Consider the following 25,455-nt stretch of genomic DNA (forward strand, 5'->3'; position numbering starts at 1 on the left):
GGGAACCACCCACCATGTCCTCACACACCCCGTCCCGCCCCGGCTCCACGGCCGCCGTCCCACCGGGCTCCCCGGCATCGGGCGGCACACCGGTGCTCGAACTGCGGAGCCTCACCCGTACCCACGGCAGCGGCGTCGCCGAGGTGCACGCCCTGCGCGGCGTCGACCTGTCCGTGTACGCGGGTGAACTCGTCGCGGTGATGGGCCCGTCGGGTTCCGGCAAGTCCACCCTGCTGACCATCGCCGGCGGGCTCGACACCGCGACCAGCGGCCAGGTGATCATCGAAGGGCAGGACATATCCGGTCTCGGCCCCAAGGGGATCGCCGCCCTGCGCCGCCGCAGCGTCGGCTACGTCTTCCAGGACTACAACCTGATCCCGGCGCTCACCGCGGCCGAGAACATCGCCCTGCCGCGCGAGCTCGACGGGGTCTCCGTGCGCAAGGCCCGCAAGGAGGCGCGCGCGGCGCTGGAGGAGATGAACCTCCTCCAGGTCGCCGACCGGTTCCCCGACGAGATGTCCGGCGGTCAGCAGCAGCGTGTGGCGATCGCTCGCGCCCTGGTGGGCGACCGGCGCCTCGTACTCGCCGACGAACCGACCGGCGCCCTGGACTCCGAGACCGGCGAGAGCGTGCTGGCGCTGCTGCGCAGCCGCTGCGACCAGGGGGCCGCGGGCGTGATGGTGACACACGAACCGCGGTTCGCGGCCTGGGCGGACCGGGTCGTCTTCCTGCGTGACGGCTCGGTCGTCGACCAGGCGCTCACCGTCGGGGCCGACGCGCTGCTGACCGGCGAGGGCACCAAGTGAGCGTGTTCACGGGCTGGCGCGCCGCCCTCCGCATAGCCGGCCGCGACGCGATGCGCGCCAAGGGCCGCAGTGCGCTGGTGGTCGCGATGATCGCGGTGCCGGTGCTGGGCGTCACGGCCCTCGACGTGACGTTCCGCAGCATGACGCAGACCACCGCCGAGAAACTGACCAGCCAGATGGGGTCGGCGGACGCCCTCTTCGCCGACCAGCAGATGGGCCCGCTGGAGCAGATGCCCGACGGGGAGATGTTCCAGCAGACCGACCCCGACGCCCCGGTGTCCCAGCCCCCGCCTCCGGTCGACGTCACGACCACGTTCCCCAAGGGCTCACGCGCGATCAGCATCCAGTCCGTACCGGCGAGCGTCACCACCGAGTACGGCATCGCCAACACGGACATCTACGAGTTCCGCACCTCGGACGGAATGGCGCGCGGCAAGACCGACCTCGTGCGCGGCTCCTACCCGCACGGCACGGGGGAGATGGCCGCCACCGAGCTGTTCCTCGAGGAAACCGGCCTGAGCGTCGGCTCGACGACCACCGTGCGCAACTACGGCGCGAAGTTCAAGATCACCGGTGTGATCGAGCAGCCGAACGATCTGAAGAGCAGGGCCCTGTTCGCGGATCCGGGAGCGGTCATCGCCCCGTGGAAGGCGAAGGCCGATCACGACAAGAAGGTGCTGCCGCCGAACACCACTCCCAAGGAATGGCTGGTCAAGGGCCCCGACGGGGTGGGGGTGACCTGGCCCGACGTCATGAAGGCCAACAAGTCGGGCGTCCTCGTCACCTCCCGCCAGGTCGCCCTCGACCCGCCGCCGGACTCCGAGGTCCCGCTGCTCAAGAAGACGGAGCGCCCGAACTGGGGCAGCTCCGGTGACTGGAGTCCCGCCCTCCTCACCGTGGTCTCCATGGCGGTCCTGGAGATCGTGCTGCTCGCCGGGCCCGCGTTCGCGGTCGGCGCGCGCCGCTCCCGCCGCCAGCTCGGCCTGCTGGGCACCTGCGGCGGGGACCGGCGGCATGTCCGGGCCGTGGTGCTCGGCGGCGGTCTGGTACTCGGCGGTGTCGGCGCCGTGACCGGTGTGGTGCTCGGCGTCGGGCTCACCGTGGCGTTCCGGCCCATGCTCGAGAACTGGGCCGGACACCGCTTCGGCTCCCTCGTCATGCCGCCGACGGAGCTGCTCCTCATCGCCGCGATCGGCCTGGTCACCGGCCTTCTGGCGGCATTCGCCCCGGCCGTCGTGGCGAGCCGGCAGTCCATTCTGGAGTCGCTCACCGGCCGTCGCGGCGTCCGGCGCTCCTCCCGGGTGCTGCCCGTCGTGGGCGCCTGCGTGCTGGCGCTCGGCTGCGCCGCCGCCGTGTACGGCGCCACCAGCGGGGACGAGACCCTGGTCGCAGGCGGCTCGGTCGTCGCCGAACTGGGAATGCTCGGCTGCATCCCGGTGGTGGTCGGCCTCCTCGGGCGGCTCGGCCGCAGGCTGCCGCTCTCGCCCCGCATGGCGCTGCGCGACGCGGCCCGCAACCGCGGCCGCACCGCCCCCGCGGTCGCCGCGGTGATGGCGGCCGTGGCCGGTTCGGTGGCGATCGCCACCTACATGTCCAGCAAGGTCGCCGAGTACGAGTACGAGTACACCCCCTCGCTCGCCCAGGGGACCATCGCCGTCATGTCGAACGGTGACGGGTCGGCCGAACGGCTGCCGCTGGCCCGCGCCGCCGTCGAGCGGAACATGACCGTCAGCGGCGGGCACGCCGACTTCAAGCGGGTCTGGGCGGGCAGCGACTGCAACGTCTACTACGAGGAGGAGAACGGCTGCGGCACCCTGCAGCTGGTCAAGCCCACCGGCGAGGGCCACACCTGCCCGCTGAAGGGCAAGGGGGCCCAGGAACTCGCCGCACGGCTCTCCGCGGACGAGCACAAGGAGCAGATGAACACTCCGGCCTGCCTGGGCGAGCACATGCTCTCGCACGCGTTCCCCACCGGCGAGGACCAGATTCTCGTGGCCGACGCGAACATGCTCAGCACGTATGTGAAGCTCGACGACCCCGCGGCCGCCGATGCCCTGGCCGCGGGCACACCGGTGCTGCTCAACCCGGCGTACGCCAAGGACGGTGAGATCACCCTCAGCGCGGTCCACAAGTACAACGACCGCGACAAGGAGAACCGGAAGCAGCACCCGGGCAAGGCACGGACCACGACGGACCGGCTGAAGGTGTACGTGGCTCCCGCGAAGTACGCGGCGACCCCCGGCGTCCGTCTGGTCCTCCCGCAGAAGACCGCGGACCGGCTCGGTCTGCACACCCAGCCGGCCGGCAGCGTGTACGCCGTCTCGCAGCCGCCGTCGAACGCCGAGCAGCAGCGCATCGACGGAGCGCTCGAACAGGCCGGCGGCGGCTTCTGGCTCCAGACCGATTCCGGCCCCGGCCAGGATGAGAACACGCTCCTGCTGGTCCTGACGCTGTTCGCCGGAGTGGTGACGCTGGGCGCGGCCGCGATCACGACCGGCCTCGCGAAGGCGGACGCGGAGGCGGACCTGACCACGCTCAGCGCGATCGGCGCGCCCCCGGGCGTGCGGCGGACACTGACCGGCTTCCAGTGCCTGGTGGTGGCGCTCACGGGCGTGGTCCTGGGCACGATCACGGGTCTGGTGCCCGCGGTGGCGCTGCGCCTCGTCGACCTGCGCGAGGCGCTGGCGGCGATGCGGGCCGATCCGATGGAGTCGGCGTACACCCCGATCGTGCTGCCCTGGAGCACGCTCGCCGTGCTGGTCGTGGGCGTTCCACTGCTCGCCGGGGCGCTCGCGGCGGCGATCACCCGGTCGCGTCAGGCCCTGGCCCGGCGGGCCGGCTGACGGCACGACCGGCCCGTTCCGGTGCCCTCGCAGACGGTGGATCAACCGTTTGCGGGGGCACCACCGTGTCGTAGGGCGGGTGTGGGAGACAATGACGCCATGGAGATGCCGAGGAATGAACGGTCGCAGGAGCACCCCCAAGTCCTCGTGGTGGGGCAGGACGGCATGGCGATCGGCGGCGGTGGCACTGACGACGACTCGCGTGAGGTCCCGGTGACGGAGATGGTCGAACAGCCCGCGAAGGTCATGCGCATCGGCAGCATGATCAAGCAGCTCCTGGAAGAGGTCAGGGCGGCTCCTCTCGACGAGGCGAGCCGGGTCAGGCTCAAGGAGATCCATGCCGGGTCCGTGAAGGAGCTGGAGGACGGTCTCGCGCCGGAGCTGGTGGAGGAGCTGGAACGGCTCTCCCTGCCGTTCACCGAGGACTCGGTGCCCTCCGAGGCGGAACTCCGGATCGCCCAGGCCCAGTTGGTGGGCTGGCTGGAGGGCCTGTTCCACGGCATCCAGACCGCGCTGTTCGCCCAGCAGATGGCGGCGCGTGCCCAGCTGGAGCAGATGCGCCGCGCCCTTCCGTCGGGCGCCGGGCACGAGGAGCAGGACGGCAGCGGCGATCAGAGCGGAGCCATCCGGACCGGCCCGTACCTCTAGTGCTGTGGCCCGTTTCTCCGACCTGTGAGCCCGTGGTCGTGACCGGTGGTCGGCGGCCCGTACGCCGATCGTCCGGTCCGCACCGCTCGCTGCGCCCACACCCGGACACCACATCGATCACACCGAGCAGGAGGCCCGGCGCACACGGTCGTCGACCGTGTGCGCCGGGCCTCTCCACGCACATCCCCGTACGGGTCCGTACGGGTCCGTACGGGTCCGTACGCGGTCACCGCGACCCGCGCCCGACGTACGTGTGTACGCGCCCGCCACGAGCGCGATGCGTCGCCCCGTGCGCGCGTGGGCCGCACGTGCCGCGGGCACCGGTCAGGGCGTCCGGAGCGCCGTCGGCCCAGGCACTGAACGCGGTCAGGCAGGCACCGGGCGCGGTCGACCAGGCACGGGCAGCGGTCAGGCCGCCGGGTTCCGCAGCAGCACCTTCCCGATGTGGGCGCTGGACTCCAGCACCCGGTGGGCCTCGGCCGCGTCCGGCATCGGCAGCGAGCGGTCCACGATCGGCCGGACGACCCCACCGGCGATCAACGGCCAGACATGTTCACGTACAGCGGCGACGATCGCCGCCTTCTCGTCGAGCGGACGGCCCCGCAGCGAGGTCGCGGTGATGGCGGCCCGCTTGCGCAGCAGGGCGTTCAGGTTCAGCTCGCCCTTCACTCCGCCCTGGAGCCCGATGATGGCCAGTCGGCCGTTGACGGCGAGTGCCTTCACGTTCCGGTCCAGGTACTTCGCGCCGACGATGTCGAGGATGACGTCCGCACCCGCCCCGTCCGTCGCCCTGCGCAGTTCCTGGACGAAGTCCTGCTCGCGGTAGTCGATCAGGATGTCGGCCCCGAGCTCCGCGCAGCGCGCCAGCTTCTCCGGTCCGCCCGCGGTCACCGCGACCCGCGCGCCCACCGCCTTGGCGAGCTGGATCGCCATCGTGCCGATTCCGCTGGACCCACCGTGCACCAACAGGGTCTCGCCGGGGCGCAGATGGGCCACCATGAACACGTTGGACCAGACCGTGGCCGTCACCTCGGGCAGCGCCGCGGCCGTCACCAGGTCGACTCCCTCCGGCACCGGCAGCAGTTGCCCCATCGGCACGGCGACCTTCTCCGCGTAACCGCCACCGGCGAGCAGCGCGCACACCTCGTCGCCGACCGACCAGCCGCTGACACCGGGGCCGACCGCCGAGACACGGCCCGCGCACTCCAGACCCGGGTACGGTGACGCCCCGGGCGGCGGGTTGTAGAACCCCTGCCGCTGCAGCACGTCGGCGCGATTGACCGCACTGGACACGACATCGACGAGGACCTCGCCCTCGCCGACCACCGGATCGGGCACCTCGGCCCATACGAGCGCCTCGGGGCCACCGGGTTCGGGGATGGTGATCGCATACATGGCCGCGAGGCTACTCCGTGCCACGGGCCGGGCGCCCTGACGCGAGCCGGACAACCCCCGTCACGGCGGAGGCCACCCCCTCACGGGGCCGACCAGCAACGCGTACGAGGTCGGACAGCGCCACCGTACGGCCGGTGGCCTGCGGTGCGTCCGGGCGCCGACTACGGGCGGGGGCCGCCGGGTGCCGCGTTGCCGAGCGCCTGTTCGTTCGTGGCGCGCACGATGGTGATCACGCGGTCCGTCAACTGCAACGGGCTCGCCGCCGGGTCGTCGTAGGCGAGTAGCCGGTGCCCGCGCAGCACACTGACCACGAGATCGTCCGTCTCCCGGACGCTCTTGCCCACCTCGGCCTTTATCACCGGCCGTTCGACGAGGTCGAGACCGCTGCCCTGCTGGATCAGGTCCTCCATCACCGTGCCCGCGCTGGGGCTGAGGACGGAGAGGCCGAGCAGTCGTCCGGCCGCGCTGGCGCTGGTGATCACGGCGTCGGCACCGGACTGCCGCAGCAGCGGGGCGTTCTCCTCCTCACGCACCGCGGCAACGATCTTCGCGCTCCGGTTGAGCTGCCGCGCCGTCAACGTCACCAGCACCGCCGTGTCGTCGCGCTGCGTGGCGATGACGATCTGCCGCGCCTTCTGGAGTTCGGCCCGCAGCAGCACATCGCTGCGCGTCGCATCGCCGACCACCCCCACGAATCCCTCGGCGTTGGCGATCTCTATCACCTTGCTCGCCGGGTCGACGACGACGATCTGGTCATTTCTCAGGCCTGAGGCACGCAGGGTCTGGATGGCCGAACGGCCCTTCGTGCCGAATCCGACGACGATGGTGTGGTCACGCAAGTTGGTTCTCCAACGCTTCAGCCGGAAGTCCTCCCGGGTCCGTTCGGTGAGGACCTCAAGGGTGGTGCCGACCAGGATGATCAGGAAGAGCACCCGCAGCGGCGTCACGAGCAGCACATTGGCGAGCCGGGCGCTGTCGCTGTACGGGGTGATGTCGCCGTAGCCGGTGGTGGAGAGGGTGACCGTCGCGTAGTACACCGAGTCCAGCAGGTCGACCGTCTCATCGGCGGCGTCGTGGTATCCCTTGCGATCCAGCCAGACGATCACGACCGTGATGGCCAGCACCAGCAGCGCCATCGACAGCCGCTTGGTCACCTGCCGGGCCGGCCGGTCGACGACCCTGCGCGGGAGCTGTACCCGTGTGGGAACGACATGCTCGTCAGCGCGCCTGGCCATCGCATCGTGGCCGGGAAGTTTCACGTGAAACACCCTTCCGTCCACGGCGTCACCGACGCCCACGGTAGTTCGAGGATCTCCACCTCGGTGCCGGACCGTACCCCGCCCGGCGGCACAACGGCCAGCCCGTCCGCCGCGGCGATCCCCCGGAGCATCGCAGGACCGTCGTAGCGCAGTGGTACGACGTACTCGGCAACTCCTCCGGTTCCGACGTCACGCGCGCCCGCGCCACCGGTCGGGCGGTCGGCTCCCCGGCCCCAGGCTCCTCGACCGCCGCTCTCCCGGCCCCCGGTCGCTTCGTGGCAGGAAACGGCCACCCGGTGGACGACGGGCACCAGTCGGGTGTCATGCGGATGCCCGGGCAACTCGTCGCGCACGACGGCCCGGTACGGCTCGTACGGAACATGGCCGGCCAGGCCGTGGAGCAGCGGCTCGGCAAGCGTGAGAAGACCCGCCACGGCGGCCAGCGGGTTACCGGGCAGCCCGACAATGAACGGTCCGGCTGCTTCGAGTCTGGCCAGCAGCATCGGGTGGCCCGGACGAACGGCGACACCGTCGACCAGCAGCTCGGCCCCGAGCTCGGAGAGCACCGGATGGACGTGGTCGACCGGGCCCGCGGCCGTGCCGCCCGTGGTGACGACAAGATCGGCGTCGGAATCGGTGAGCGCGCGCCGAAGGGCCGCCGCGTCGTCCCCGAGACGCTGCGGGGAGGAGACGTTGGCACCCAGTGCCCGCAGCCAGGGGCCGATCATCGGCCCGAGCGCGTCGCGGATCAGTCCGTCGTACGGCAGACCGCTGGTCAACAGCTCGTCGCCGAGGACGAGGACATCGACGCGGGGACGCGGAACGGTGGCCAGTCCGTCGTACCCCGCGGCAGCCGTCAGTCCGAGAACGGCGGGGGTCACCACGGTTCCGGCGGGCAGCAGCAGATCACCGGAGCGGCATTCCTGGCCGCGGGGCCTGATGTCCTGCCCGGGGTTCACCCGGTACCGGGCGTGGAGCAGTCCCTTGGCCTCGTCGACACGGCCGTGCTCGCTGCGGATCACGGCGTTGGCGTCCGCCGGGATGCGCGCACCGGTGGCGATCCGTATGGCGTCCCCGTCGGGGAGCCTGGCGGGAGCACCGTGACCGGCGAGGATCCCCCGGTCCCGCACCGGCCGGCTCTTCGCACCCGGGTCCGGGCTCGGCCCCGGACCCGCGTCCCCGGCCCCTTCGAGACCTTCCTCGCTCACCGTCGGCTCCCGGACGGTCCACGGTCCCGGCCCGCTGACGACCCAGCCGTCCATGGCGGAGGTGTCGAAGGGCGGCAGATCGGTGAGTGCCACGAGCGGTTCGGCGAGTACGTGTCCGAGTGCCTGGTCGAGGGGAAGGTGCCGGACGCGTACGGGGTCGCCGCGGCCCGACCGGGCGGCAAGCGCGCGTGCCTCCGGCCAGGAGGTCGACCGCTCGCGCCGATCCTGCGCACGGGGCCGATCGGCACGGTGGTCCGGGTCCGGGATCCGGCCGGCTCGCCGGTCCGAGGCAGACGACCGGGCCGCGTCCTCGTGCTCGGATGCGGGGCCGGACCGACCGGCCGCGCACCCCTGCCCGGCGGAGACGGCCCGGTGAGCGTCGGGCCCCTGATCCGCCGAGGCGGGCCGACCCGTAGGACGGGGCTCACCCGACGACTGACGCCTGACCAGGGCAAGGGCCTGCTCGACAGCCAGCTCCTCCTCGGCGGCCCGCATCTCCTCCGGACTCGCGCCCGGAGCCGGATTCGTACCCGTCCCCGGGAGCACACCCTGCTCCGTACTCGGAGCTGTGCCCGGCTCAGGCCCCGGATTCGCACTCGGGCCATGTCCCGTTCCCGGGCCCGGTTCCGCTGCCGGGCCAGGGCCACGGCTCGTGCTCAGCCCCGGGCTCCACCCCGGAAACGGGTCGGGCCCGTCGTCCCGGGTCGTCATCGACTCTCGTTCTCGTCCACCCACCGCCGAGCCAGCGCGGCAGCCTTGCGGGCTGCCTCGGCCACCTCTGCCGGGCCGTCGCCGTCACCGCTTGCCTTCGCCGCCGCGTATCCGACCAGGAAGGTCGTCAACGGCGCTGCGGGCCGTGCGACACCATGAGCGGCATCACGGGCGAGGTCGAGCAGGACATCGGTGTCCACATCGAGCTCGATACCCAGTTCGTTCTTGACTGCGGTGATCCATTCGTCCAGCACGGTCCCATGCTCCCTGATACGGGCTCGGGCCTGCGCAATGTCCTCCCAGGTGTCGCAGTCGAAGGAAGCGAGAGGGCCGGCCGGCACCCGCACCAGGTCCAGTTCCTCCGTCAGCAGCCGCAATGGAAGCCCGGACAGACCGCCGTGCTCCATGGCGATCAGGGCGAGTTCGCGGCGCAGCGGCTCGGCTCGGTAGACGGCCACGAGAGGCTGGTCGCGCCCTTCCTGATCCGTGCACAGGGCCCCCTCCCGCTCGCCGTCACCGACGGCGTCCAGCAGCGCCGCGACGGTGCTCTCCTCGAGGAACGGCAGATCGGCGGAGAGCACGAGCACCCGTTCCGCTCCGGTGCGCCGCACCCCGGCGTCCAGCGCGGCCAACGGCCCGCCTCCCTGCGGAACCTCACGTGTCCAGGTCACCGCACGCGCCGTGGGCCGACGCCCACCCACCACCACGGTGGTCGAGGCGCCCGCACAGGCCGCGAGCACCCGGTCGAGCAGCGTGCGGCCACCGACCCGGATCCCGGGCTTGTCCGCTCCGCCGAGTCGTGCGGCGGCCCCTCCGGCAAGGACGATGGCGTCATACGCGGTCATGCCTCCGAGTATGCGGGCCACGCCCTCCCGGCGGTCCTCCCGGTCCTCCCGGTCCTTCCGACCCCGCTCCTCGCCGTGCCCCGTTCCGTGCCTGTCGACCCCCGCTCCCTCCCCGCCCTGTCCCCCTGTCCCTGCGCGACCGCTGACGCAGACCGATCGCAGACACAGACACAGACACAGCAGACACGGATGAGGAGGGAGCGAGAAGGCGACGAGGAGGGGGCGAGGAGGGGCAAGGAGTACGCGGAGGAACGGAATCCGCGACCGTTCCCCGGCCGTCCGACTACAACGTGCGCAGCAGAACCGCCGGTTGTTCCACGCAGTCGGCCACGTAGCGCAGGAACCCGCCCGCCGTACCGCCGTCGCAGACCCGGTGGTCGAAGGTCAGCGAGAGCTGGACGACCTGGCGTACGGCGAGTTCGCCCCGGTGCACCCACGGCTTGGACACGATCCGGCCGACGCCGAGCATCGCCGCCTCCGGGTGGTTGATGATCGGGGTCGAGCCGTCGACGCCGAACACTCCGTAGTTGTTCAGCGTGAACGTGCCCCCGGTCAGCTCCGCCGGAGTGAGCCTCCCCGCCCGCGCCGCCTCGGTCAGTCGGCCCATCTCGGCCCCGATCGACTCCACGTTCCGGGCCTGCGCGTCCCGTATGACGGGGACGACCAGTCCACGATCGGTCTGTGCCGCGAACCCGAGATGGACCTCCGGCAGCCGCACTATTTCCCGCGCCTCCGGATCCACCGTGGAATTGAGCTCGGGGAACCGGGCCAGCGCGGCAGTGCAGATACGCGCCAACAGAGCCAGCACCGACACCTTGGGGCCCGCCGCCGGACCGCCCGTGCTGTTCATCGCGGCCCTGGCCGCCATCAGCTCGGTGGCATCCGCGTCGACCCAGCACGTGGCGTCGGGAATCTCCCGGCGGCTGCGCGCCAACTTGTCGGCAACCGCGCCCCGTACGCCCCGCAGCGGGATCCGCTCCGCAACCGGAACCGCTCCTCGCCCCACCGACACGGGCCGCATCGACGCCACCGACGGCGCAACCGGCTGCGGGACCGCGGCCGACTGCGAGGCGGTGCCTGTGGCGGCGGAATCGGGGGCGGCGGCACGGGCCTGCGCACCCTGCTCCGACGCCCTGATCGCGGACTCGACATCGGCCCGGAGGATCAGTCCTTCGGGGCCGGATCCCACCAGTCGGCGCAGGTCCAGGCCGTGCTGTCGCGCCAGCTTCCTCACCAGCGGCGAGACAACGGCCACCGGCCCCCGCTCCACGTCGGGAACGGCGGCGCGAGCCACCGGAGCGGCCCCGGCCGAACCGGTCGTCTCCCGCTCGACTCCTGCCACCGCCCACGCCGAAGGACGCACCCGTCGACGGCGGGCCACCGGCGCGCCGGTCCCGTATCCGACGAGCACGTTGCCGGAGGACTCCGCCTCACCGGCCCCGGGCACCCCCGCGGCCCGGGCCCCGGCCCCGGCCCCGGCACCCGACGACCCACCGGATCCCGCGGTCCCCGCACCTCCCAAAGATCCCTCAGCCCCCACAGCCCTCCCGGACTCCGCAGACGTCCCAGCCCCTGCGGACGCCCCGGTTCCTCCGTCCTCCCCGGATCCCACCGCCACGGTCAACAGGGGTGCCCCGACCGGCAGTTCCGCACCCTCCTCACCGAACCGAGCCGTCACCACTCCCCCGTACGGGCACGGCACCTCCACCATCGCCTTGGCCGTCTCGACCTCGACGACCGGCTGATCGATGGCGACGACATCGCCGACCTCCACCAGCCAGCGCACGATCTCCGCCTCCGTGAGCCCCTCACCGAGGTCCGGCAGCCTGAATTCGAGTACCTGGGCCATCAGCTCTCCGCCTCCCACTGCAGGCGGGCGACCGCGTCGAGCACCCGGTCCACGCCCGGCAGATGGTGCCGCTCCTGCATCGGCGGCGGGTACGGGATGTCAAACCCTGCGACCCGCAGCACCGGCGCCTCCAGGTGATGGAAGCACCGTTCGGTCACCCGGGCCGCTATCTCACCGCCCGGACCACCGAAACCGGAGGACTCATGGACGACCACCGCGCGCCCCGTACGCCGTACGGAGGCGCCGACCGTCTCGTCGTCGAACGGCACCAGCGAACGCAGGTCGACGACTTCGAGGTCCCAGCCCTCCTCGACCGCCGCTTCCGCGGCCTCCATGCAGACCGGAAGCGAAGGGCCGTACGTGATCAGCGTCGCGCTGCGCCCACGTCGGCGGACGACGGCCCGCCCGATCGGCTCGACGGCCGCGGGCGCGTCGGGCGACCAGTCCGCCTTCGACCAGTAGAGCCGCTTCGGCTCCATGAAGACCACCGGGTCGTCGGAGGCGATGGACGCCCTCAGCAGCCCGTACGCGTCCTCGACCGTGGCAGGGGTGACGACATGGAGGCCCGGCGTCGCCATGTAGTACGCCTCCGAGGAATCGCTGTGGTGCTCGACCCCTCCGATCCCGCCTCCGTAAGGCACCCGGACCGTGATCGGAAGCGGCATGGCACCGCCCGTCCGGTTCCGCATCTTGGCGACATGGCTGATGAGTTGCTCCAACGCCGGATAGGCGAACGCGTCGAACTGCATCTCCACCACGGGCCGCAGCCCGTACATCGCCATGCCGACGGCCGTGCCGAGAATGCCCGCCTCGGCCAGCGGGGTGTCCGTGCAGCGATCGTCGCCGAACTCCTTCGCCAGACCGTCGGTGATCCGGAATACCCCGCCGAGCGTGCCGACGTCCTCACCGAGGACATGCACCGTCGGATCTTCGGCCATCGAGTCGCGCAGCGCCCGCCCGAGAGCCTGCGCCATCGTGGCGGGTCTGGTCTTCGCGGTCCGCTCGCCGGCCGGCGCCGCTGCGGTGGTCATCGCCCCTCCTCCGTTCCGTCACGGTCCTGCTGGTCGTGCCGCTGGTCCTGCTCGACTTCCGACTCCGCGCGCAACAGGGCAGCCTGCTCCCGCAGTTGCGTGGTCTGCTCCGCGTAGACGTGGGCGAAGAGATCCATGGGGTCCAGCACCGGATCGGCGTTCATCCGCTCGCGCAGCGCCGCCGCCATCCGCTCGGCGGACGCGCGCGCTTCTTCCCTCACACCGTCGTCGAGCAGTCCCCGTCCGGCCAGCTCCCGTTCCAGGAGCTGGATCGGATCGTGCGCACGCCACGCCTCCACCTCGCTGTCGGTGCGGTAGCGCGTGGCGTCGTCGGCGTTCGTGTGGGCGTCCATGCGGTATGTCACCGCCTCGACGAGGGTGGGACCGCCACCGCTCCGCGCCCGCGCGACCGCCTCGCCGAGGACCTGGTGCACGGCCACCGCGTCATTGCCGTCCACCAGCCGGCCCGGCATCCCGTACCCCACGGCCTTGTGCGCCAGGGACGGGGCCGCGGTCTGCTTCGCCAGCGGCACGGAGATCGCGAAGCCGTTGTTCTGCACGAAGAAGACGACCGGGGCCCGCCAGACGGCCGCGAAATTGAGCGCCTCGTGGAAATCCCCCTCGCTGGTGCCGCCGTCGCCGACCATGGCCAGCGCCACGACGTCGTCGCCCCGCAGGCGCGCCGCGTGGGCCAGGCCCACGGCATGCGGCAACTGGGTGGCCAGCGGGGTGCAGAGCGGTGCGATGCGGTGCTCACGCGGGTCGTAACCGCTGTGCCGGTCGCCACGCAGCAGCGTCAGCGCCTCGACCGGGTCCAGACCGCGCGCCACGGCCGCCAGCGTGTCGCGGTAGCTGGGAAAGAGCCAGTCCTGGTCCTCCAGCACCAGCGCGGCCGCTGTCTCGCACGCCTCCTGCCCGGTGCTCGACGGGTAGACGGCGAGCCGTCCCTGTTTGGTCAGGGCAGTGGCCTGCGCGTTGTACCTGCGACCGCGGACCAGCTCCGCGTAGAGCCGGAGCAGCAGCCCGGGATCGGCGTCGCCCGCGGCATCCGTACCGAGCACGCGGTACGGCTCGGGGTCCGGGAGCAGCGGCGCGGGATCGGTGAGCGGCTTCCAGGCCGGGGGCGGCGTGGGGCGGTAAGCGGCCGCGCCGGGCAGCTCTTGGACCGTCATGACAAGCACCTCCTGGCATCGAGGGGTTTCGAGCGGCGTCTGTCGGCTTCGGGGGACGTCCGGTCCCGGGGGACCGTCCGAAGCCGAGGGGTGTCGAAATACATCGAAATGTCGAGCGCTGTCCGAGGCGCGACTGTGGCGTGCCTCACCTACCGATTGTTCGGTCGCGAGCGCATTTTGGCTACAGGCACCTTCAGCCTGTGGACAAACGGTTATCCACAGCCTGGGATAGGGGCAGGTCGTCCAGGACGAGGAGGCGCGGGCACATGGCAGCTGAACAAATGGCCGACGGGATCGCGGAACCCGACCGGATTCCGCCGGCCCGCCCGCTCGACGCCGTCGACCGCGACATCCTCCGGCTGCTCCAGACGGACGGCCGCGCCTCGATACGGTCGGTGGCCGATCGCGTCCATGTGTCCCGCGCCAACGCGTACGCGCGGATCAACCGGCTCATCGACGACGGCGTGATCCGTGGATTCAGCGCCCGCGTGGACCACGAGCGGGCGGGCCAGGGCGCCTCCGCCTACATCACGCTCAAGATCGTCCAGAATTCCTGGCGCACCGTGCGCGAGCAGCTCCAGGCCCTGCCGGGCGCGACCCATATCGCGCTCGTCAGCGGCGACTTCGACGTGCTGCTGCTGGTGCACACCCCGGACAACCGGTCGCTGCGCGAACTGGTCCTGACGAAGATCCAGTCCATTCCGGAGGTGCTCTCCACCCGCACGCTTCTCGTGTTCGAGGAGACGGACCTGGCCCCGGGCACGGACCGGCCCCCCGAGCTCACCTGACCGACGCCCGCACCGGCCCCGGCACCGGGTCTCAGCGGTCTCAGCGGCTGGACCGCATCCCCTCGAAGGCCACCCGGACGAGCGTGTCCGCCAGCCGCTCGCCGTCGGCGCCGCCGTCCGGCTGCGGCCGGTACCACTCCACCAGGGAGTTGACCATTCCGAACAGCAGCCGTGTCACCAGTCGTATGTCCACGTCCGAACGGAGATCACCCTCCGTGACGGCCGCCCCGAGCAGATCCGTCACCCGCTGGTCGAACTCGCGCCGCCGCTCCATCGCCCAGCGCTCGGTCTTCGTGTTGCCCCGCACCCTCAGCAGCAGAGTGACGTAGGGCAGCTCGGCTATCAGCACGTCGACGGTCCGTCGCGTGACGTATTCGACGCGCTCGACCGCCCGCCCCTGTGTGGCGCCGGGTTCGTCGAGAATCCCGAAGAGCCCGTCCAGCGCCCGGCTCACCGCACGGCGGAGCAGGTCCTCCTTGCCGGTGACATGGTGATAGATGGAGGACTTGGAGATGCCCGCCGCCTTGGAGAGGTGCTCCATCGACGTGCCGTCGTAGCCGCGCTCGTTGAAGACGCGGACGGCGACGGTGAGCAGGGTCTCCGGGGTGTACGTGTCCCGCTTGGCCGTGGTCATGTCCGCGATCCTCCCCTACGAGTTGTCCACAGGTTTGGCGGGCCCCCCTTGTCCCGACCGATCGTTCGGTTACTCTAACTCTGTCCACCCGTCCCTGCCCAGCTCGATGAGGAGTTGGTCCGTCATGGCCGCCGAGCTCACCCCGCATCTGCTTTCCGAGAAGCACCGCCCCACGCTCGACCAGGCCCTCGACGCGATCCGTACGCGCGCGTACTGGTCCCCGCACCCCGAGCACCCGAAGGCGTACGGCGAGGGCGGAGCCCCCGGCAGCCTGGGAGCCGCCGAGGGCAAGGCAGCGTTCGACGCCGTACTGCACACCCGCCTCGACCTCGGCCAGCCCGGCACCGACGGCTGGACGGGCGGAGAGGCGTCTCCGTACGGACCGGAGCTGGGCGTCGAGTATCCGCACGCCGACCTGGACGTGCTGCTCCCCGCGATGCGTGCCGACATGGCCGCGTGGCGCGCGGCGGGCCCCGAGACCAGGGCCCTGGTCTGCCTGGAGATCCTCTCGCGGATCAGCGCCAGAACCCACGAGTTCGCCCACGCCGTGATGCACACCAGCGGCCAGGCGTTCATGATGGCGCTCCAGGCGGGCGGCCCGCACGCCCAGGACCGCGGGCTGGAAGCCGTGGCGTACGCGTACGCGGAGCAGGTCCGCACGCCGGGGAGCGCCGACTGGTCCAAGCCGCAGGGCAAGCGCGATCCGCTCCGGCTGCACAAGTCGTTCACCGCGGCTCCGCGCGGTATCTCGCTGCTGATCGGGTGCAACACGTTCCCCACGTGGAACGGCTACCCCGGCCTGTTCGCCTCGCTGGCCACCGGCAACCCGGTCCTGGTCAAGCCGCATCCGCGCGCCGTGCTCCCGCTCGCGCTCACGGTCCGGCTGGCCCGCGAGGTGCTCGTCGAGGCGGGCTTCGACGCCAACCTGGTCGCCCTGGCCGCCGAGCGGCCCGGCGAAGGCATCGCGAAGACCCTCGCCGTACGCCCCGAGATCAAGATCATCGACTACACCGGGTCCACCGCCTTCGGCGACTGGCTGGAGGCCAATGCCCGCCAGGCGCAGGTGTACACGGAGAAGGCCGGAGTCAACACCATCGTCCTCGACTCCACCGACGACTACCGGGGCATGCTCTCCAATCTGGCCTTCTCCCTCTCGCTGTACAGCGGCCAGATGTGCACGACCCCGCAGAACCTGCTGATTCCCCGCGACGGCATCTCGACCGACACCGGCGACAAGACGTACGACGAGGTCGTCGCCGACATCGGCGCCGCGATCGACGGCCTGCTGGGAGACGATGCCCGGGCGGGCGCCCTGCTCGGCGCCCTCGTCAACCCCGATGTGAAGGCCCGGCTGGAGGCGGCCACGGGGCTGGGCGAGGTCGCCCTGCCCTCCCGCGCGGTGGTCAACCCGGAATTCCCCGACGCCGTGGTCCGCACGCCCATGATCGTAAAGCTGGACGGCAACAAGCCGGACGACGCGGAGCACTACATGTCGGAGTGCTTCGGACCGGTCTCCTTCGCCGTCGCCGTCGACTCGGCGGCCGACGCCGTGGAACTGCTCCGCCGTACGATCCGCGACAAGGGCGCGATGACCGTCGGCGCGTACACCACCTCTCCGGACGTGGAGCGCGCCGTCGAGGACGTCTGCCTGGACGAGTCGGCCCAACTGTCGCTGAACCTCACGGGTGGCGTGTACGTCAACCAGACCGCGGCGTTCTCCGACTTCCACGGCTCGGGCGGCAACCCGGCGGCGAACGCGGCTCTGTGCGACGGGGCCTTCGTGGCCAACCGCTTCCGTATGGTGGAAGTCCGCCGCCAGGCGTGACGCCGGGCCGGGAGCCGAGGAGCCGGCCGGGAGCAAGGGCCGGGCCTCGGGGCAGGGTCATGGGTCGAGGTCGGGTCCGGGAGCTGGGGAGCCGGGAAACCAGCAACGGCACCCGTACCCGCGTCGGCATGCACCGACTGGCCTCGCCGGACGTTCCCGCCCGCGTCAGAATTCCTGACGCGGCGCTTGCCCCTGTTGTCGCACCGGCTACTGGCCCGGCTCCGGAATCTCCGCGTACCGCTGCACCCACGCGTGCATGGCGATCGCGGCGGCGGCGCCCGCGTTGATCGACCGCGTCGACCCGAACTGGGCGATGGAGCACACCATCGCCGCGTGCTCGCGGGCTTCCTCGGTCAGCCCGGGCCCTTCCTGTCCGAAGAGCAGCACGCACTGACGCGGCAGCTCGGTGCGTTCCAGCGGAACCGAGCCCGGAAGGTTGTCGATGCCGATGATCGGCAGCCCTTCCGCAGCCGCCCACGCGGTCAGCGACTGGGTGTCGGGGTGGTGCCGCACGTGCTGGTACCGGTCGGTGACCATCGCGCCGCGCCGGTTCCAGCGCCGTCGCCCCACGATGTGGACCTCCTTGGCGAGGAACGCGTTCGCGGTCCGCACCACGGAGCCGATGTTGAAGTCATGGCCCCAGTTCTCGACCGCCACGTGGAAGTCGTGCCGCCGCAGGTCCAGGTCGGCGACGATCGCCTCCCGCGTCCAGTAGCGATAGGCGTCGCCGACGTTGCGCCGGTCCCCGTGGGCGAGCAGCTCGGGGTCGTACCGCTCGTCCACGGGCCAGGGCAGGGGGTGCGGCCCCGCCCCGACCTGCGGCCCGAACCCGTCGTCGTACTGCACGGGCTCCGCCGCCGGTCCGGACACACCGGCTCCTGGCAACTCATCGGTCGGCGGTTTCCCGCCGATGCTGCCGGTGCGGCCGATACCGCCGGTCCTGCTGCCGTTCTCGCTGCTCACCCGACGAGCGTATGACCCTCGTCGCCGACTTGCTGCGGGACCTCCTCGGCATCGGTGGAACGCCGCTGACCGGGCACCTTCACCTTCCGCCCGAACAGCAGCCTCCGCCCGTGGGCCACCCGGTCGCCGAGCCACACCAGGAAGACGGTCGGCAGGAACACTGAGTCGGCGGCGATCATCGCCATGGAGAAGAACGGCAGCCCGAGCAGCAGGGCGATGCCGGTGTGCTCACAGATCATGACGGCGAGCAGGACGTTCTTGACCTTCCGGTTGAACAGGGTGAACGGGAAGGCGACCTGCACGATCACCGTGCCGTAGCTCACCAGCATCACGATCACACCGCTGGACGCGAGGATGTCCGACAGCGCGGGCCACGGCGCGAAGTAGTCGAGCTTCAGCGGGTAGTACAGCGCCGTGCCGTCCTGCCACCTCGAACCCTGGACCTTGTACCAGCCGGCCGTCGCGTAGATCACACAGACCTCGGCCATGATCACGACAAGGGTGGCGTTGTGGGCGAGATTGGCGAAGACGTCGAGCAGGGTGCGCATCTCGCTGTGCGGGGCGCGCCGGTTCACGATCCACCAGAGCCCCTGGCCCACCCAGAGGATCCAGAGAAGAGCCGGGAACCACCAGGTGCCCCCGAGGCCGTCGGTCAGCGTGGCCGCGATCAGGACCAGACCCAGTGCCCCCCAGAAAACCGGGCCGACCGCATCCCGCCGCACGGGCCGCGCCGGGTCGTCGGCGTTCGCCTTCACGGGCACGCCCGCCTGCCCCGGCACCTCGGCGCCCACCGGAGGCGGAAGGGCCGCGAGACCGGCGGCACGCGCCGTACGGGCCGCGCGTCGTGCGTCCAGTGACCAGACCTGCCCGCAGCGGGTCAGTACGAGGTAGATGGCCATCAGATGGATGACGTTGTCGCCGCCGTCGCCCATGAAGATGCTGCGGTTCTGCAGGGAGAGCACACCGACCATGAAAAGGACCGACACGGCGCGGGTGCGCCATCCGACCATCAGCAGCGCGGCCGAGAGCAGGGCGACCGCGTACACGATCTCGAACCAGACCGTGCTGTCCGACCACATGAGCGCGGTGAACGCCTGGTTGCCCGATATGAGCTCCCGCGCCATGTCCCAGCGCCACGGGGCATCGGGGCCGTACATCTCATGGCGGTTCGGTATCTCGCGCAGCAGGAACAGCAGATAGGTGGCGGAGAAACCGATCCGGATGACGGCGCTCTGGTACGGGCCGAGGGCCGTGGAGGTGACGCGCTGGACGGCGCGGGCGAGCTTGCGGTCGAGGGAGAGCGTACTCACTTGTCGGCCCCCTCGGCGTTCCCGGCACTCATCGCGTTTCCGGCGTTCCCCGCGTCCTCGGCGTCCTCGGGAAGATCGGCAGAGGTCACGGTCCACCACGGCAGCACCCGGTAGGACGGCTTGGTGCTGATCTTCTCGTTGCTCCAGGCGGGTGCCCCGACGGACCGGACCTCGGAACGGAACTGGATGCGCTCGACGGTACCGCCGTAGTCGTGTCCGGTGAGGCGCAGCATCGCGATGCGACGCAAGTAGCGCTCGGACAGTTCGCCGCGCACGCCGTTCGCCCGGTTCTCGTTGTCGTGGGAGTTGATGTAGAAGTCCCAGGCGCGTCGCAGCTCGTTCTGGTGGATGTGGCTGGGTATGACGTTTCCGCGTATCGCCTCGGTGTCCTCACCGGTCAGGCTCATCCAGGCGGTGGTGCGTCGGCCGCCGTCCCCCGCCACCTCGGCCCGTACGTGCACGGCCACGTTCTGCTGGAGCGGGTTGGGGGCGAACAGTTTCCAGTTCTGCTCGAACTCCGGGTAGATCCAGTCGTCGACCGCTTCGCCGTGCTGCTTGGTCAGCGTGTTGGACGGCGCGACGTGCAGGAAGACCATGGCCAGGTGGCCGCAGGCGAGAAGTCCGATGACCGACAGCGCGATCGCCGCGACGGCCTGGTACGGCAGCGAGAGTGCGGCCACGCCGCTCGGGGAGGTGCGTCCCGGTCCCGGGGCGGCACCGGTCGGCGCGTCCTCGCCCTGCCTCGCGCCGCGCCGCTGCCGCCCCGGCTCGGCTCCCCCGTTTCCGTTCTCGCCGCCCGTTTCGTCGTACGAATCCATCCCGCCCCGATCCCCGTCGATCCCGGTGAGTTGTCCACAGGGTTGACACCCTACGGGCCGCCGACTCACCATTGTGGACAACGAACCGAACGATCGGTCGGTCAGTAGGGAGGCCGGGATGACGGCAGTGACTGCGGGCCAGACGACGCAGACGGGAGCAGGCGGGTCCGAGGGGGCCGGCGGCGCGGACGAGGCGCTCGAAGCGGCCTTCGACGCCGCGGTGGCGGCGGACGAGCGCATCGAGCCCCGCGACTGGATGCCGGACGCCTACCGCGCCTCGCTGATCAGGCAGATGGCCCAGCACGCCCATTCCGAGATCATCGGCATGCAGCCGGAGGCCAACTGGATCTCGCGAGCGCCCTCGCTGCGCCGCAAGGCGATCCTGATGGCCAAGGTGCAGGACGAGGCAGGGCACGGGCTCTATCTGTACAGCGCCACCGAGACCCTCGGCGTCGGCCGCGAGGAGCTGCTGGACAAGCTTCACGCGGGCCGCCAAAGGTATTCGTCGATCTTCAACTACCCCACGCTGACCTGGGCGGACGTCGGAGCGATCGGCTGGCTGGTGGACGGCGCCGCGATCACCAACCAGGTGCCGCTCTGCCGCTGCTCCTACGGCCCCTATGCCCGGGCGATGGTCCGCATCTGCAAGGAGGAGTCGTTCCACCAGCGCCAGGGGTACGAGCTGCTGCTCGCCCTCAGCCGCGGCACCCCGGCCCAGCACGAGATGGCGCAGGACGCGGTGAACCGCTGGTGGTGGCCGTCCCTGATGATGTTCGGTCCGCCGGACGACGCGTCCGCCCACTCGGCACGATCGATGGCCTGGAAGATCAAGCGGCATTCCAACGACGAGCTGCGGCAGCGCTTCGTGGACATATGCGTCCCGCAGGCCGAGGCCCTGGGACTCAGCCTCCCGGATCCGGACCTTCGGTGGAACGAGCAGCGCGGGCACCACGACTTCGGAGCGATCGACTGGGCGGAGTTCCAGGAGGTCCTCAAGGGCAACGGCCCGTGCAACGAAGAGCGCCTCGGCCAGCGCCGCCGGGCGCACGAGGAAGGTGCCTGGGTCAGGGACGCGGCGGCGGCGTACGCCGCGAAGCACACACCGGTACGGAACGGGGAGGCGACGGCATGAGCAGCTCGACCGAATGGCCGCTGTGGGAGGTGTTCGTACGCTCGCGCCGCGGACTGTCCCACACCCACGCGGGCAGCCTTCACGCCCCGGACGCGGAGATGGCCCTGCGCAACGCACGCGATCTGTACACCCGCCGCTCCGAGGGCGTCTCCATCTGGGTCGTCCCGTCCGCCCAGGTGACGGCGTCGTCGCCGGACGAGAAGGACTCGTTCTTCGAACCGGCCGCCGACAAGCCGTACCGGCACCCGACGTTCTACGACATCCCCGAAGGGGTGAAGCACCTGTGACCGCGGCACTCGCCCTGGGCGACGACGCGCTGGTGCTCTCGCACCGGCTGGGGGAGTGGGCCGGTCACGCCCCCGTCCTGGAGGAGGATGTGGCGCTGGCCAACATCGCCCTGGACCTGCTGGGGCAGGCCCGTGTGCTGCTCTCCCTCGCGGGCGACGAGGACGAGCTGGCGTATCTGCGCGAGGAACGCGCGTTCCGCAACGTCCAGTTGGTCGAGCAGCCGAACGGCGACTTCGCCCACACCATCGCCCGGCAACTCTACTTCTCCGCCTACCAGCACCTGCTGTACGAGCGACTGGCGGCGGGCGACGGCCCCTTCGCCGACCTGGCCGCGAAGGCGGTCAAGGAAGTCGCGTACCACCTGGACCACGCGGAGCACTGGACCCTGCGGCTCGGCGACGGCACGGACGAGAGCCATGAGCGGATGCAGCGCGCCGTGGACGCACTCTGGCGGTTCACCGGGGAGCTGTTCCAGCCCGTCGAGGGAGTGGAGGTCGACTGGTCCTCGCTGCAGGACAGTTGGTCGAAATCCGTCACGGACGTGCTGGAGCGGGCCACGCTGACCGTGCCGGACGGCCCGCGGTCCACGGCGTGGACGGCGGGTGCGGGACGCCAGGGTATCCACACCGAGCCCTTCGGCCGGATGCTCGCCGAGATGCAGCATCTGCATCGCAGCCATCCGGGGGCGACATGGTGACCGAGACCCTTCTCGAAGCGGAACTGCACCGGCTGGCGGGCTCCGTGCCCGATCCCGAGATGCCCATGCTGACCCTGGACGAACTGGGGGTTCTGCGGGGCGTGGAGGTGCTCGCACCCGGACGGGTCACCGTGCGTCTCACCCCGACCTACACCGGATGCCCGGCGATCGAGGCCATGTCCGCCGACATCGAGCGAGTGCTGAACGACCACGGCATACCGGAGGTATCCGTGGTCACCGTGCTCTCTCCGGCATGGTCCACGGACGACATCAGCGCGGAAGGACGGCGCAAGCTCGCCGAGTCCGGCATCGCGCCCCCGCGCCCGCACGGCGCCGCCTCCGCGGCTCCCGGCGGCGGCCCGGTACCGCTCGCGCTCTCGGTGCGCTGCCCGCACTGCGGCTCGACCGACACGGAGCTGCTGAGCCGGTTCTCCTCCACCGCGTGCAAGGCGCTGCGCCGATGTGTGACGTGTCACGAACCGTTCGACCACTTCAAGGAGTTGTAGATGTTCCATCCGCTCCGGGTCCACGCGATCGAACGGCTCACGGACGATTCGGTGGCCGTCACCCTCGCCGTGCCGCCCGAGCTGCGCGACGCCTTCCGCCACAAGCCCGGTCAACACCTCAACGTGCGCTACATCGTCAACGGCGAGGAGATCCGCCGCTCGTACTCGATCTGTTCCCCGGCCACCGGGGAACCGGCCGATCCGGTGCTGCGCGTGGGAATCCGGCTCGTCGACGGCGGCGCGTTCTCCACCTACGCGCTGAAGGAACTCTCCGTCGGCGACATGGTCGAGGCGATGCCCCCGATGGGCCGATTCGTGCTCGTGCCGCGCCCCGGGCGCTTCGCGGCGATCGTCGGAGGCAGCGGGATCACACCGGTGCTGTCCATCGCGGCGACGCTGCTGGAACGGGAGCCCGACGCCGTCTTCTGCCTGATCCGGAGCGACCGGACAGCCGCATCGACGATGTTCCTGGACGAGGTCGCCGACCTGAAGGACCGCTACCCGGACAGATTCCAGCTGGTCACGGCGCTCTCCCGGGAGGAACAGCAGGCAGGTCTGCCCTCTGGCCGACTGGACCGGGACCGACTCGGCCGACTGCTGCCCGCGTTGCTCCCGGTGGCGGAGATGGACGGCTGGTATCTGTGCGGACCCTTCGGCCTGGTGCAGGCGGCGGAAGGCGCGCTGCGCGACCTGGGTGTCGACCGGACGCGCATCCACCAGGAGATCTTCCATGTGGACGACGCCCCGGAGTCGGCCACCCGGCCCCGGCCCGAAGCACCTGCCCACAGCAGGCTCACGGCGACCCTGGACGGCCGTTCCGGCACCTGGCCCGTGCAGGAGGGCGAGTCGTTGCTGGAGACGGTCCTGCGCAGCCGCTCCGACGCGCCGTACGCCTGCAAGGGCGGTGTGTGCGGGACCTGCCGGGCGTTCCTGGTCTCGGGCGAGGTCCGGATGGACCGCAACTTCGCGCTGGAACCCGAGGAGACGGACGCGGGATACGTGCTGGCGTGCCAGTCGCATCCGGCGACACCGGAGGTGGAGCTGGACTTCGACCGCTGAGCGCACCCGCACCGCCCGCCCCACACCGCCTCGCACCACCTGGCGCCGCTCGGTGCCGCTTCACCCGCCCCGCCTCACCTCGCTCCGCCGTCCCGCCGCGCGCACTCGTGCGTTCTCCTGTTCCCTTCTCGTAGAACCTGTTCTATCTTGACGGACCGTCAGGCATGGCATCGGGAGCGGCGGTTCGCGGGAGGCAGGGACAATGGACTTCACCTTCACCGAGGAACAGCGAGCGGCCGCGGAGGCGGCGAAAGCGGTCTTCTCGGGTGTCGCACCCGACGGCGTTCCCAGCCCCGCTCTCGTGCCGGGCGCCGTGGCCGACGACATCGACCGGAGTCTGTGGGCCCGGCTCGCCGCGAGCGACCTGCTGAGTCTGCCCCTGTCACCGGAACACGGCGGGGCGGGTGTCGACCTCGTCGCCCTCTGCCTGGTGCTGCGGGAATCCGCCAGGGTGCTCGCGCGGGTACCGCTGCTGGAGACGTACGCCGTCGCGATGGTGCTCCAGCGCTACGGCGACCCGGCGTCGGCCGCCGGTCTTCTGCCCCGGGTCGGCCGAGGGGAACTGGTCCTCACCGTCGGGGCCAACGGCCGATCCGGCCACGACCCGGCGGAACTCGCCGTCACCGCCCGGGCCGTCCCTCGCGATGTAGCAGGACGAGGCGCCGGTGACACCCTGGGCGGTGCTCCCGGCAGTGATCGCCGTGATGCGTCCGGCCGCGAGGGTGACGACACCGTTCGGGTGCTGGACGGGGTGCAGACAGGGGTGCCGTGGGCGGCATCCGCGGACCGGATCGCGGTCCCCGGCCGTACGGAGGAGGGCCGGACGGTCATCGCCCTGGTCCGCCCCTCGCAGGAAGGCGTCACCCTGGCCGAGCAGTTCTCCACCAGCGGTGAACCATTCGCCGAGGTCCGGCTGGACGCGGTACGTGTCGGTGGCGAGGCGCTGATCGACGCCGCCGGGGCCTGGGAATGGCTGCGCGCCCTGCTCACCACCGGGACGTGCGCGCTCGCGCTGGGGCTGGGCGAGGCCGTGCTCGGCATGACGAGCGAATACGCGGGCAGGCGCGAGCAGTTCGGTCATCCGATCGCGACCTTCCAGTCCGTCGCCGTGCAGGCCGCAGACCGTTACATCGACCTGCGGGCCATGGAGGTCACGCTCTGGCAGGCGGCCTGGCGCCTGTCCACCGCGGCCGACGGCGCCCTGCCGGTCGAGGGCGACATCGCCGTGGCGAAGATCTGGGCCTCGGAGGGCGTCCGCCGGGTCGTACAAACGGCACAGCATGTGCACGGCGGCTTCGGTGCGGACACCGACTACTCCCTGCACCGGTTCCATGCCTGGGCGAAGCAGGTGGAGCTCTCCCTCGGCCCGGCTGCCGCGCACGAGGAAGCACTCGGCGACCTGCTGGCCACGCACCTGCTCGGCTGACCCGACCAGCGCCTCACCCGGCGGAAAGGCACCGAGAAAGGCACCGACGCCCCACCGAACCACATCGGCGCCCTGCCGTACCAGGAACCGAACCCCAGTCGGCCCGAACCACAGCCGGCCCGAACCGCACGAAGCCCGCACGCCGCCGGGGCCGAACCACTCCGGAGGCCCGGGTGTCCCGATGGTCCCGGGAACCGGCCCCGGAGGGCTGTTCACGCCCTCTAGTGCCGCATCAGGCAACG

Annotated in this window: 22 protein-coding genes; 11 read left to right on the plus strand and 11 right to left on the minus strand. The window is 71.2% G+C overall.

The genetic code is table 11. From position 1 onward, the window contains the following. Positions 1-14 precede the first annotated feature (14 nt). The 3 genes from AMK22_RS31580 to AMK22_RS31590 all read left to right on the plus strand — a co-directional run bounded on the left by AMK22_RS31580 (position 15) and on the right by AMK22_RS31590 (position 4,297). Positions 15-806, plus strand: coding sequence for an ABC transporter ATP-binding protein (locus tag AMK22_RS31580; protein ID WP_073790673.1), 792 nt, complete (start codon positions 15-17; stop codon positions 804-806). Continuing rightward, entirely contained in the window at positions 803-3,649 is a 2,847-nt protein-coding gene (locus AMK22_RS31585) for an FtsX-like permease family protein (protein WP_073790675.1), read from the plus strand. Before AMK22_RS31580 ends, AMK22_RS31585 begins: the two co-directional genes overlap by 4 nt. A 99-nt stretch (positions 3,650-3,748) precedes the next feature. Continuing rightward, a complete protein-coding gene (locus AMK22_RS31590; RefSeq protein WP_073790677.1) occupies positions 3,749-4,297 on the plus strand; it encodes a bacterial proteasome activator family protein in 549 nt (182 codons plus the stop codon). 408 nt (positions 4,298-4,705) lie between these two features. Here AMK22_RS31590 and AMK22_RS31595 read toward each other — a convergent pair whose 3' ends face one another. From AMK22_RS31595 to pdhA, 7 genes are all read right to left on the minus strand, one after another. Beyond that, a complete protein-coding gene (locus tag AMK22_RS31595) occupies positions 4,706-5,692 on the minus strand; it encodes an NAD(P)H-quinone oxidoreductase (protein ID WP_073790679.1) in 987 nt (328 codons plus the stop codon). A 161-nt stretch (positions 5,693-5,853) separates the two neighbouring features. Then, positions 5,854-6,990, minus strand: coding sequence for a potassium channel family protein (locus tag AMK22_RS31600; protein ID WP_073790681.1), 1,137 nt, complete (start codon positions 6,988-6,990; stop codon positions 5,854-5,856). Next, the gene (locus tag AMK22_RS31605) at positions 6,948-8,654 is read right to left on the minus strand and encodes a molybdopterin molybdotransferase MoeA (RefSeq protein ID WP_073790682.1); all 1,707 of its coding nucleotides are present in this window, start codon (positions 8,652-8,654) and stop codon (positions 6,948-6,950) included. The genes AMK22_RS31600 and AMK22_RS31605 overlap by 43 nt, the downstream gene beginning before the upstream one ends. 212 nt (positions 8,655-8,866) lie before the next feature. Beyond that, positions 8,867-9,715 carry an NTP transferase domain-containing protein gene (locus AMK22_RS31610; RefSeq protein WP_073790684.1) on the minus strand — a complete coding sequence of 283 codons (849 nt, stop codon included), beginning with the start codon at positions 9,713-9,715 and terminating at the stop codon, positions 8,867-8,869. A 283-nt stretch (positions 9,716-9,998) separates the two neighbouring features. Continuing rightward, positions 9,999-11,564, minus strand: coding sequence for a dihydrolipoamide acetyltransferase family protein (locus AMK22_RS31615; RefSeq protein ID WP_073790685.1), 1,566 nt, complete (start codon positions 11,562-11,564; stop codon positions 9,999-10,001). Further along, on the minus strand, positions 11,564-12,595 hold the full coding sequence (locus AMK22_RS31620) for an alpha-ketoacid dehydrogenase subunit beta (RefSeq protein ID WP_073790687.1): 1,032 nt from the start codon (positions 12,593-12,595) through the stop codon (positions 11,564-11,566). The genes AMK22_RS31615 and AMK22_RS31620 overlap by 1 nt, the downstream gene beginning before the upstream one ends. Beyond that, on the minus strand, positions 12,592-13,767 hold the full coding sequence (pdhA, locus tag AMK22_RS31625) for a pyruvate dehydrogenase (acetyl-transferring) E1 component subunit alpha (RefSeq protein ID WP_073790689.1): 1,176 nt from the start codon (positions 13,765-13,767) through the stop codon (positions 12,592-12,594). Before pdhA ends, AMK22_RS31620 begins: the two co-directional genes overlap by 4 nt. Positions 13,768-14,033: 266 nt before the next feature. Between pdhA and AMK22_RS31630 the strand changes: the two genes are divergently transcribed. Next, positions 14,034-14,555 (plus strand): Lrp/AsnC family transcriptional regulator, encoded by a 522-nt coding sequence (locus AMK22_RS31630; protein WP_384412850.1) that lies wholly within the window; start codon positions 14,034-14,036, stop codon positions 14,553-14,555. Positions 14,556-14,595: 40 nt separating this feature from the next. Here AMK22_RS31630 and AMK22_RS31635 read toward each other — a convergent pair whose 3' ends face one another. Further along, entirely contained in the window at positions 14,596-15,189 is a 594-nt protein-coding gene (locus AMK22_RS31635; RefSeq protein WP_073790692.1) for a TetR/AcrR family transcriptional regulator, read from the minus strand. A gap of 124 nt (positions 15,190-15,313) precedes the next feature. Here AMK22_RS31635 and paaN point away from each other — a divergent pair, with 124 nt between their 5' ends. Continuing rightward, on the plus strand, positions 15,314-17,014 hold the full coding sequence (gene paaN, locus AMK22_RS31640; RefSeq protein ID WP_073790694.1) for a phenylacetic acid degradation protein PaaN: 1,701 nt from the start codon (positions 15,314-15,316) through the stop codon (positions 17,012-17,014). Between the two features lie 207 nt (positions 17,015-17,221). Here paaN and AMK22_RS31645 read toward each other — a convergent pair whose 3' ends face one another. The 3 genes from AMK22_RS31645 to AMK22_RS31655 are packed head-to-tail and all read right to left on the minus strand — an operon-like array spanning position 17,222 to position 20,105. Continuing rightward, positions 17,222-17,926 (minus strand): TrmH family RNA methyltransferase, encoded by a 705-nt coding sequence (locus tag AMK22_RS31645; RefSeq protein ID WP_073790716.1) that lies wholly within the window; start codon positions 17,924-17,926, stop codon positions 17,222-17,224. A gap of 47 nt (positions 17,927-17,973) precedes the next feature. Then, entirely contained in the window at positions 17,974-19,287 is a 1,314-nt protein-coding gene (locus AMK22_RS31650; RefSeq protein ID WP_073790695.1) for an HTTM domain-containing protein, read from the minus strand. Next, positions 19,284-20,105, minus strand: a complete 822-nt coding sequence (locus AMK22_RS31655) for a DUF5819 family protein (protein ID WP_079186511.1) — start codon at positions 20,103-20,105, stop codon at positions 19,284-19,286. The genes AMK22_RS31650 and AMK22_RS31655 overlap by 4 nt, the downstream gene beginning before the upstream one ends. A 118-nt stretch (positions 20,106-20,223) precedes the next feature. Between AMK22_RS31655 and paaA the strand changes: the two genes are divergently transcribed. The 6 genes from paaA (at position 20,224) to AMK22_RS31685 (ending at position 25,213) form a co-directional block, all read left to right on the plus strand. Further along, on the plus strand, positions 20,224-21,237 hold the full coding sequence (paaA, locus tag AMK22_RS31660; RefSeq protein WP_073790698.1) for a 1,2-phenylacetyl-CoA epoxidase subunit PaaA: 1,014 nt from the start codon (positions 20,224-20,226) through the stop codon (positions 21,235-21,237). Beyond that, positions 21,234-21,524 (plus strand): 1,2-phenylacetyl-CoA epoxidase subunit PaaB, encoded by a 291-nt coding sequence (gene paaB / locus AMK22_RS31665; protein WP_073790700.1) that lies wholly within the window; start codon positions 21,234-21,236, stop codon positions 21,522-21,524. Before paaA ends, paaB begins: the two co-directional genes overlap by 4 nt. Continuing rightward, complete coding sequence (paaC, locus tag AMK22_RS31670) at positions 21,521-22,222, plus strand: 1,2-phenylacetyl-CoA epoxidase subunit PaaC (protein ID WP_073790702.1); 702 nt, start codon at positions 21,521-21,523, stop codon at positions 22,220-22,222. The genes paaB and paaC overlap by 4 nt, the downstream gene beginning before the upstream one ends. After that, positions 22,216-22,728: a 1,2-phenylacetyl-CoA epoxidase subunit PaaD gene (paaD, locus tag AMK22_RS31675; RefSeq protein ID WP_073790703.1), complete on the plus strand. Its 513-nt coding sequence runs from the start codon at positions 22,216-22,218 to the stop codon at positions 22,726-22,728. The genes paaC and paaD overlap by 7 nt, the downstream gene beginning before the upstream one ends. After that, positions 22,729-23,787, plus strand: a complete 1,059-nt coding sequence (locus tag AMK22_RS31680) for a 2Fe-2S iron-sulfur cluster-binding protein (RefSeq protein WP_073790705.1) — start codon at positions 22,729-22,731, stop codon at positions 23,785-23,787. A 202-nt stretch (positions 23,788-23,989) separates the two neighbouring features. Next, complete coding sequence (locus AMK22_RS31685; protein WP_073790706.1) at positions 23,990-25,213, plus strand: acyl-CoA dehydrogenase family protein; 1,224 nt, start codon at positions 23,990-23,992, stop codon at positions 25,211-25,213. Positions 25,214-25,455 lie beyond the last annotated feature (242 nt).

Origin of the sequence: Streptomyces sp. CB01580 (assembly GCF_001905795.1) — a bacterium.
GTDB lineage: Bacteria > Actinomycetota > Actinomycetes > Streptomycetales > Streptomycetaceae > Streptomyces.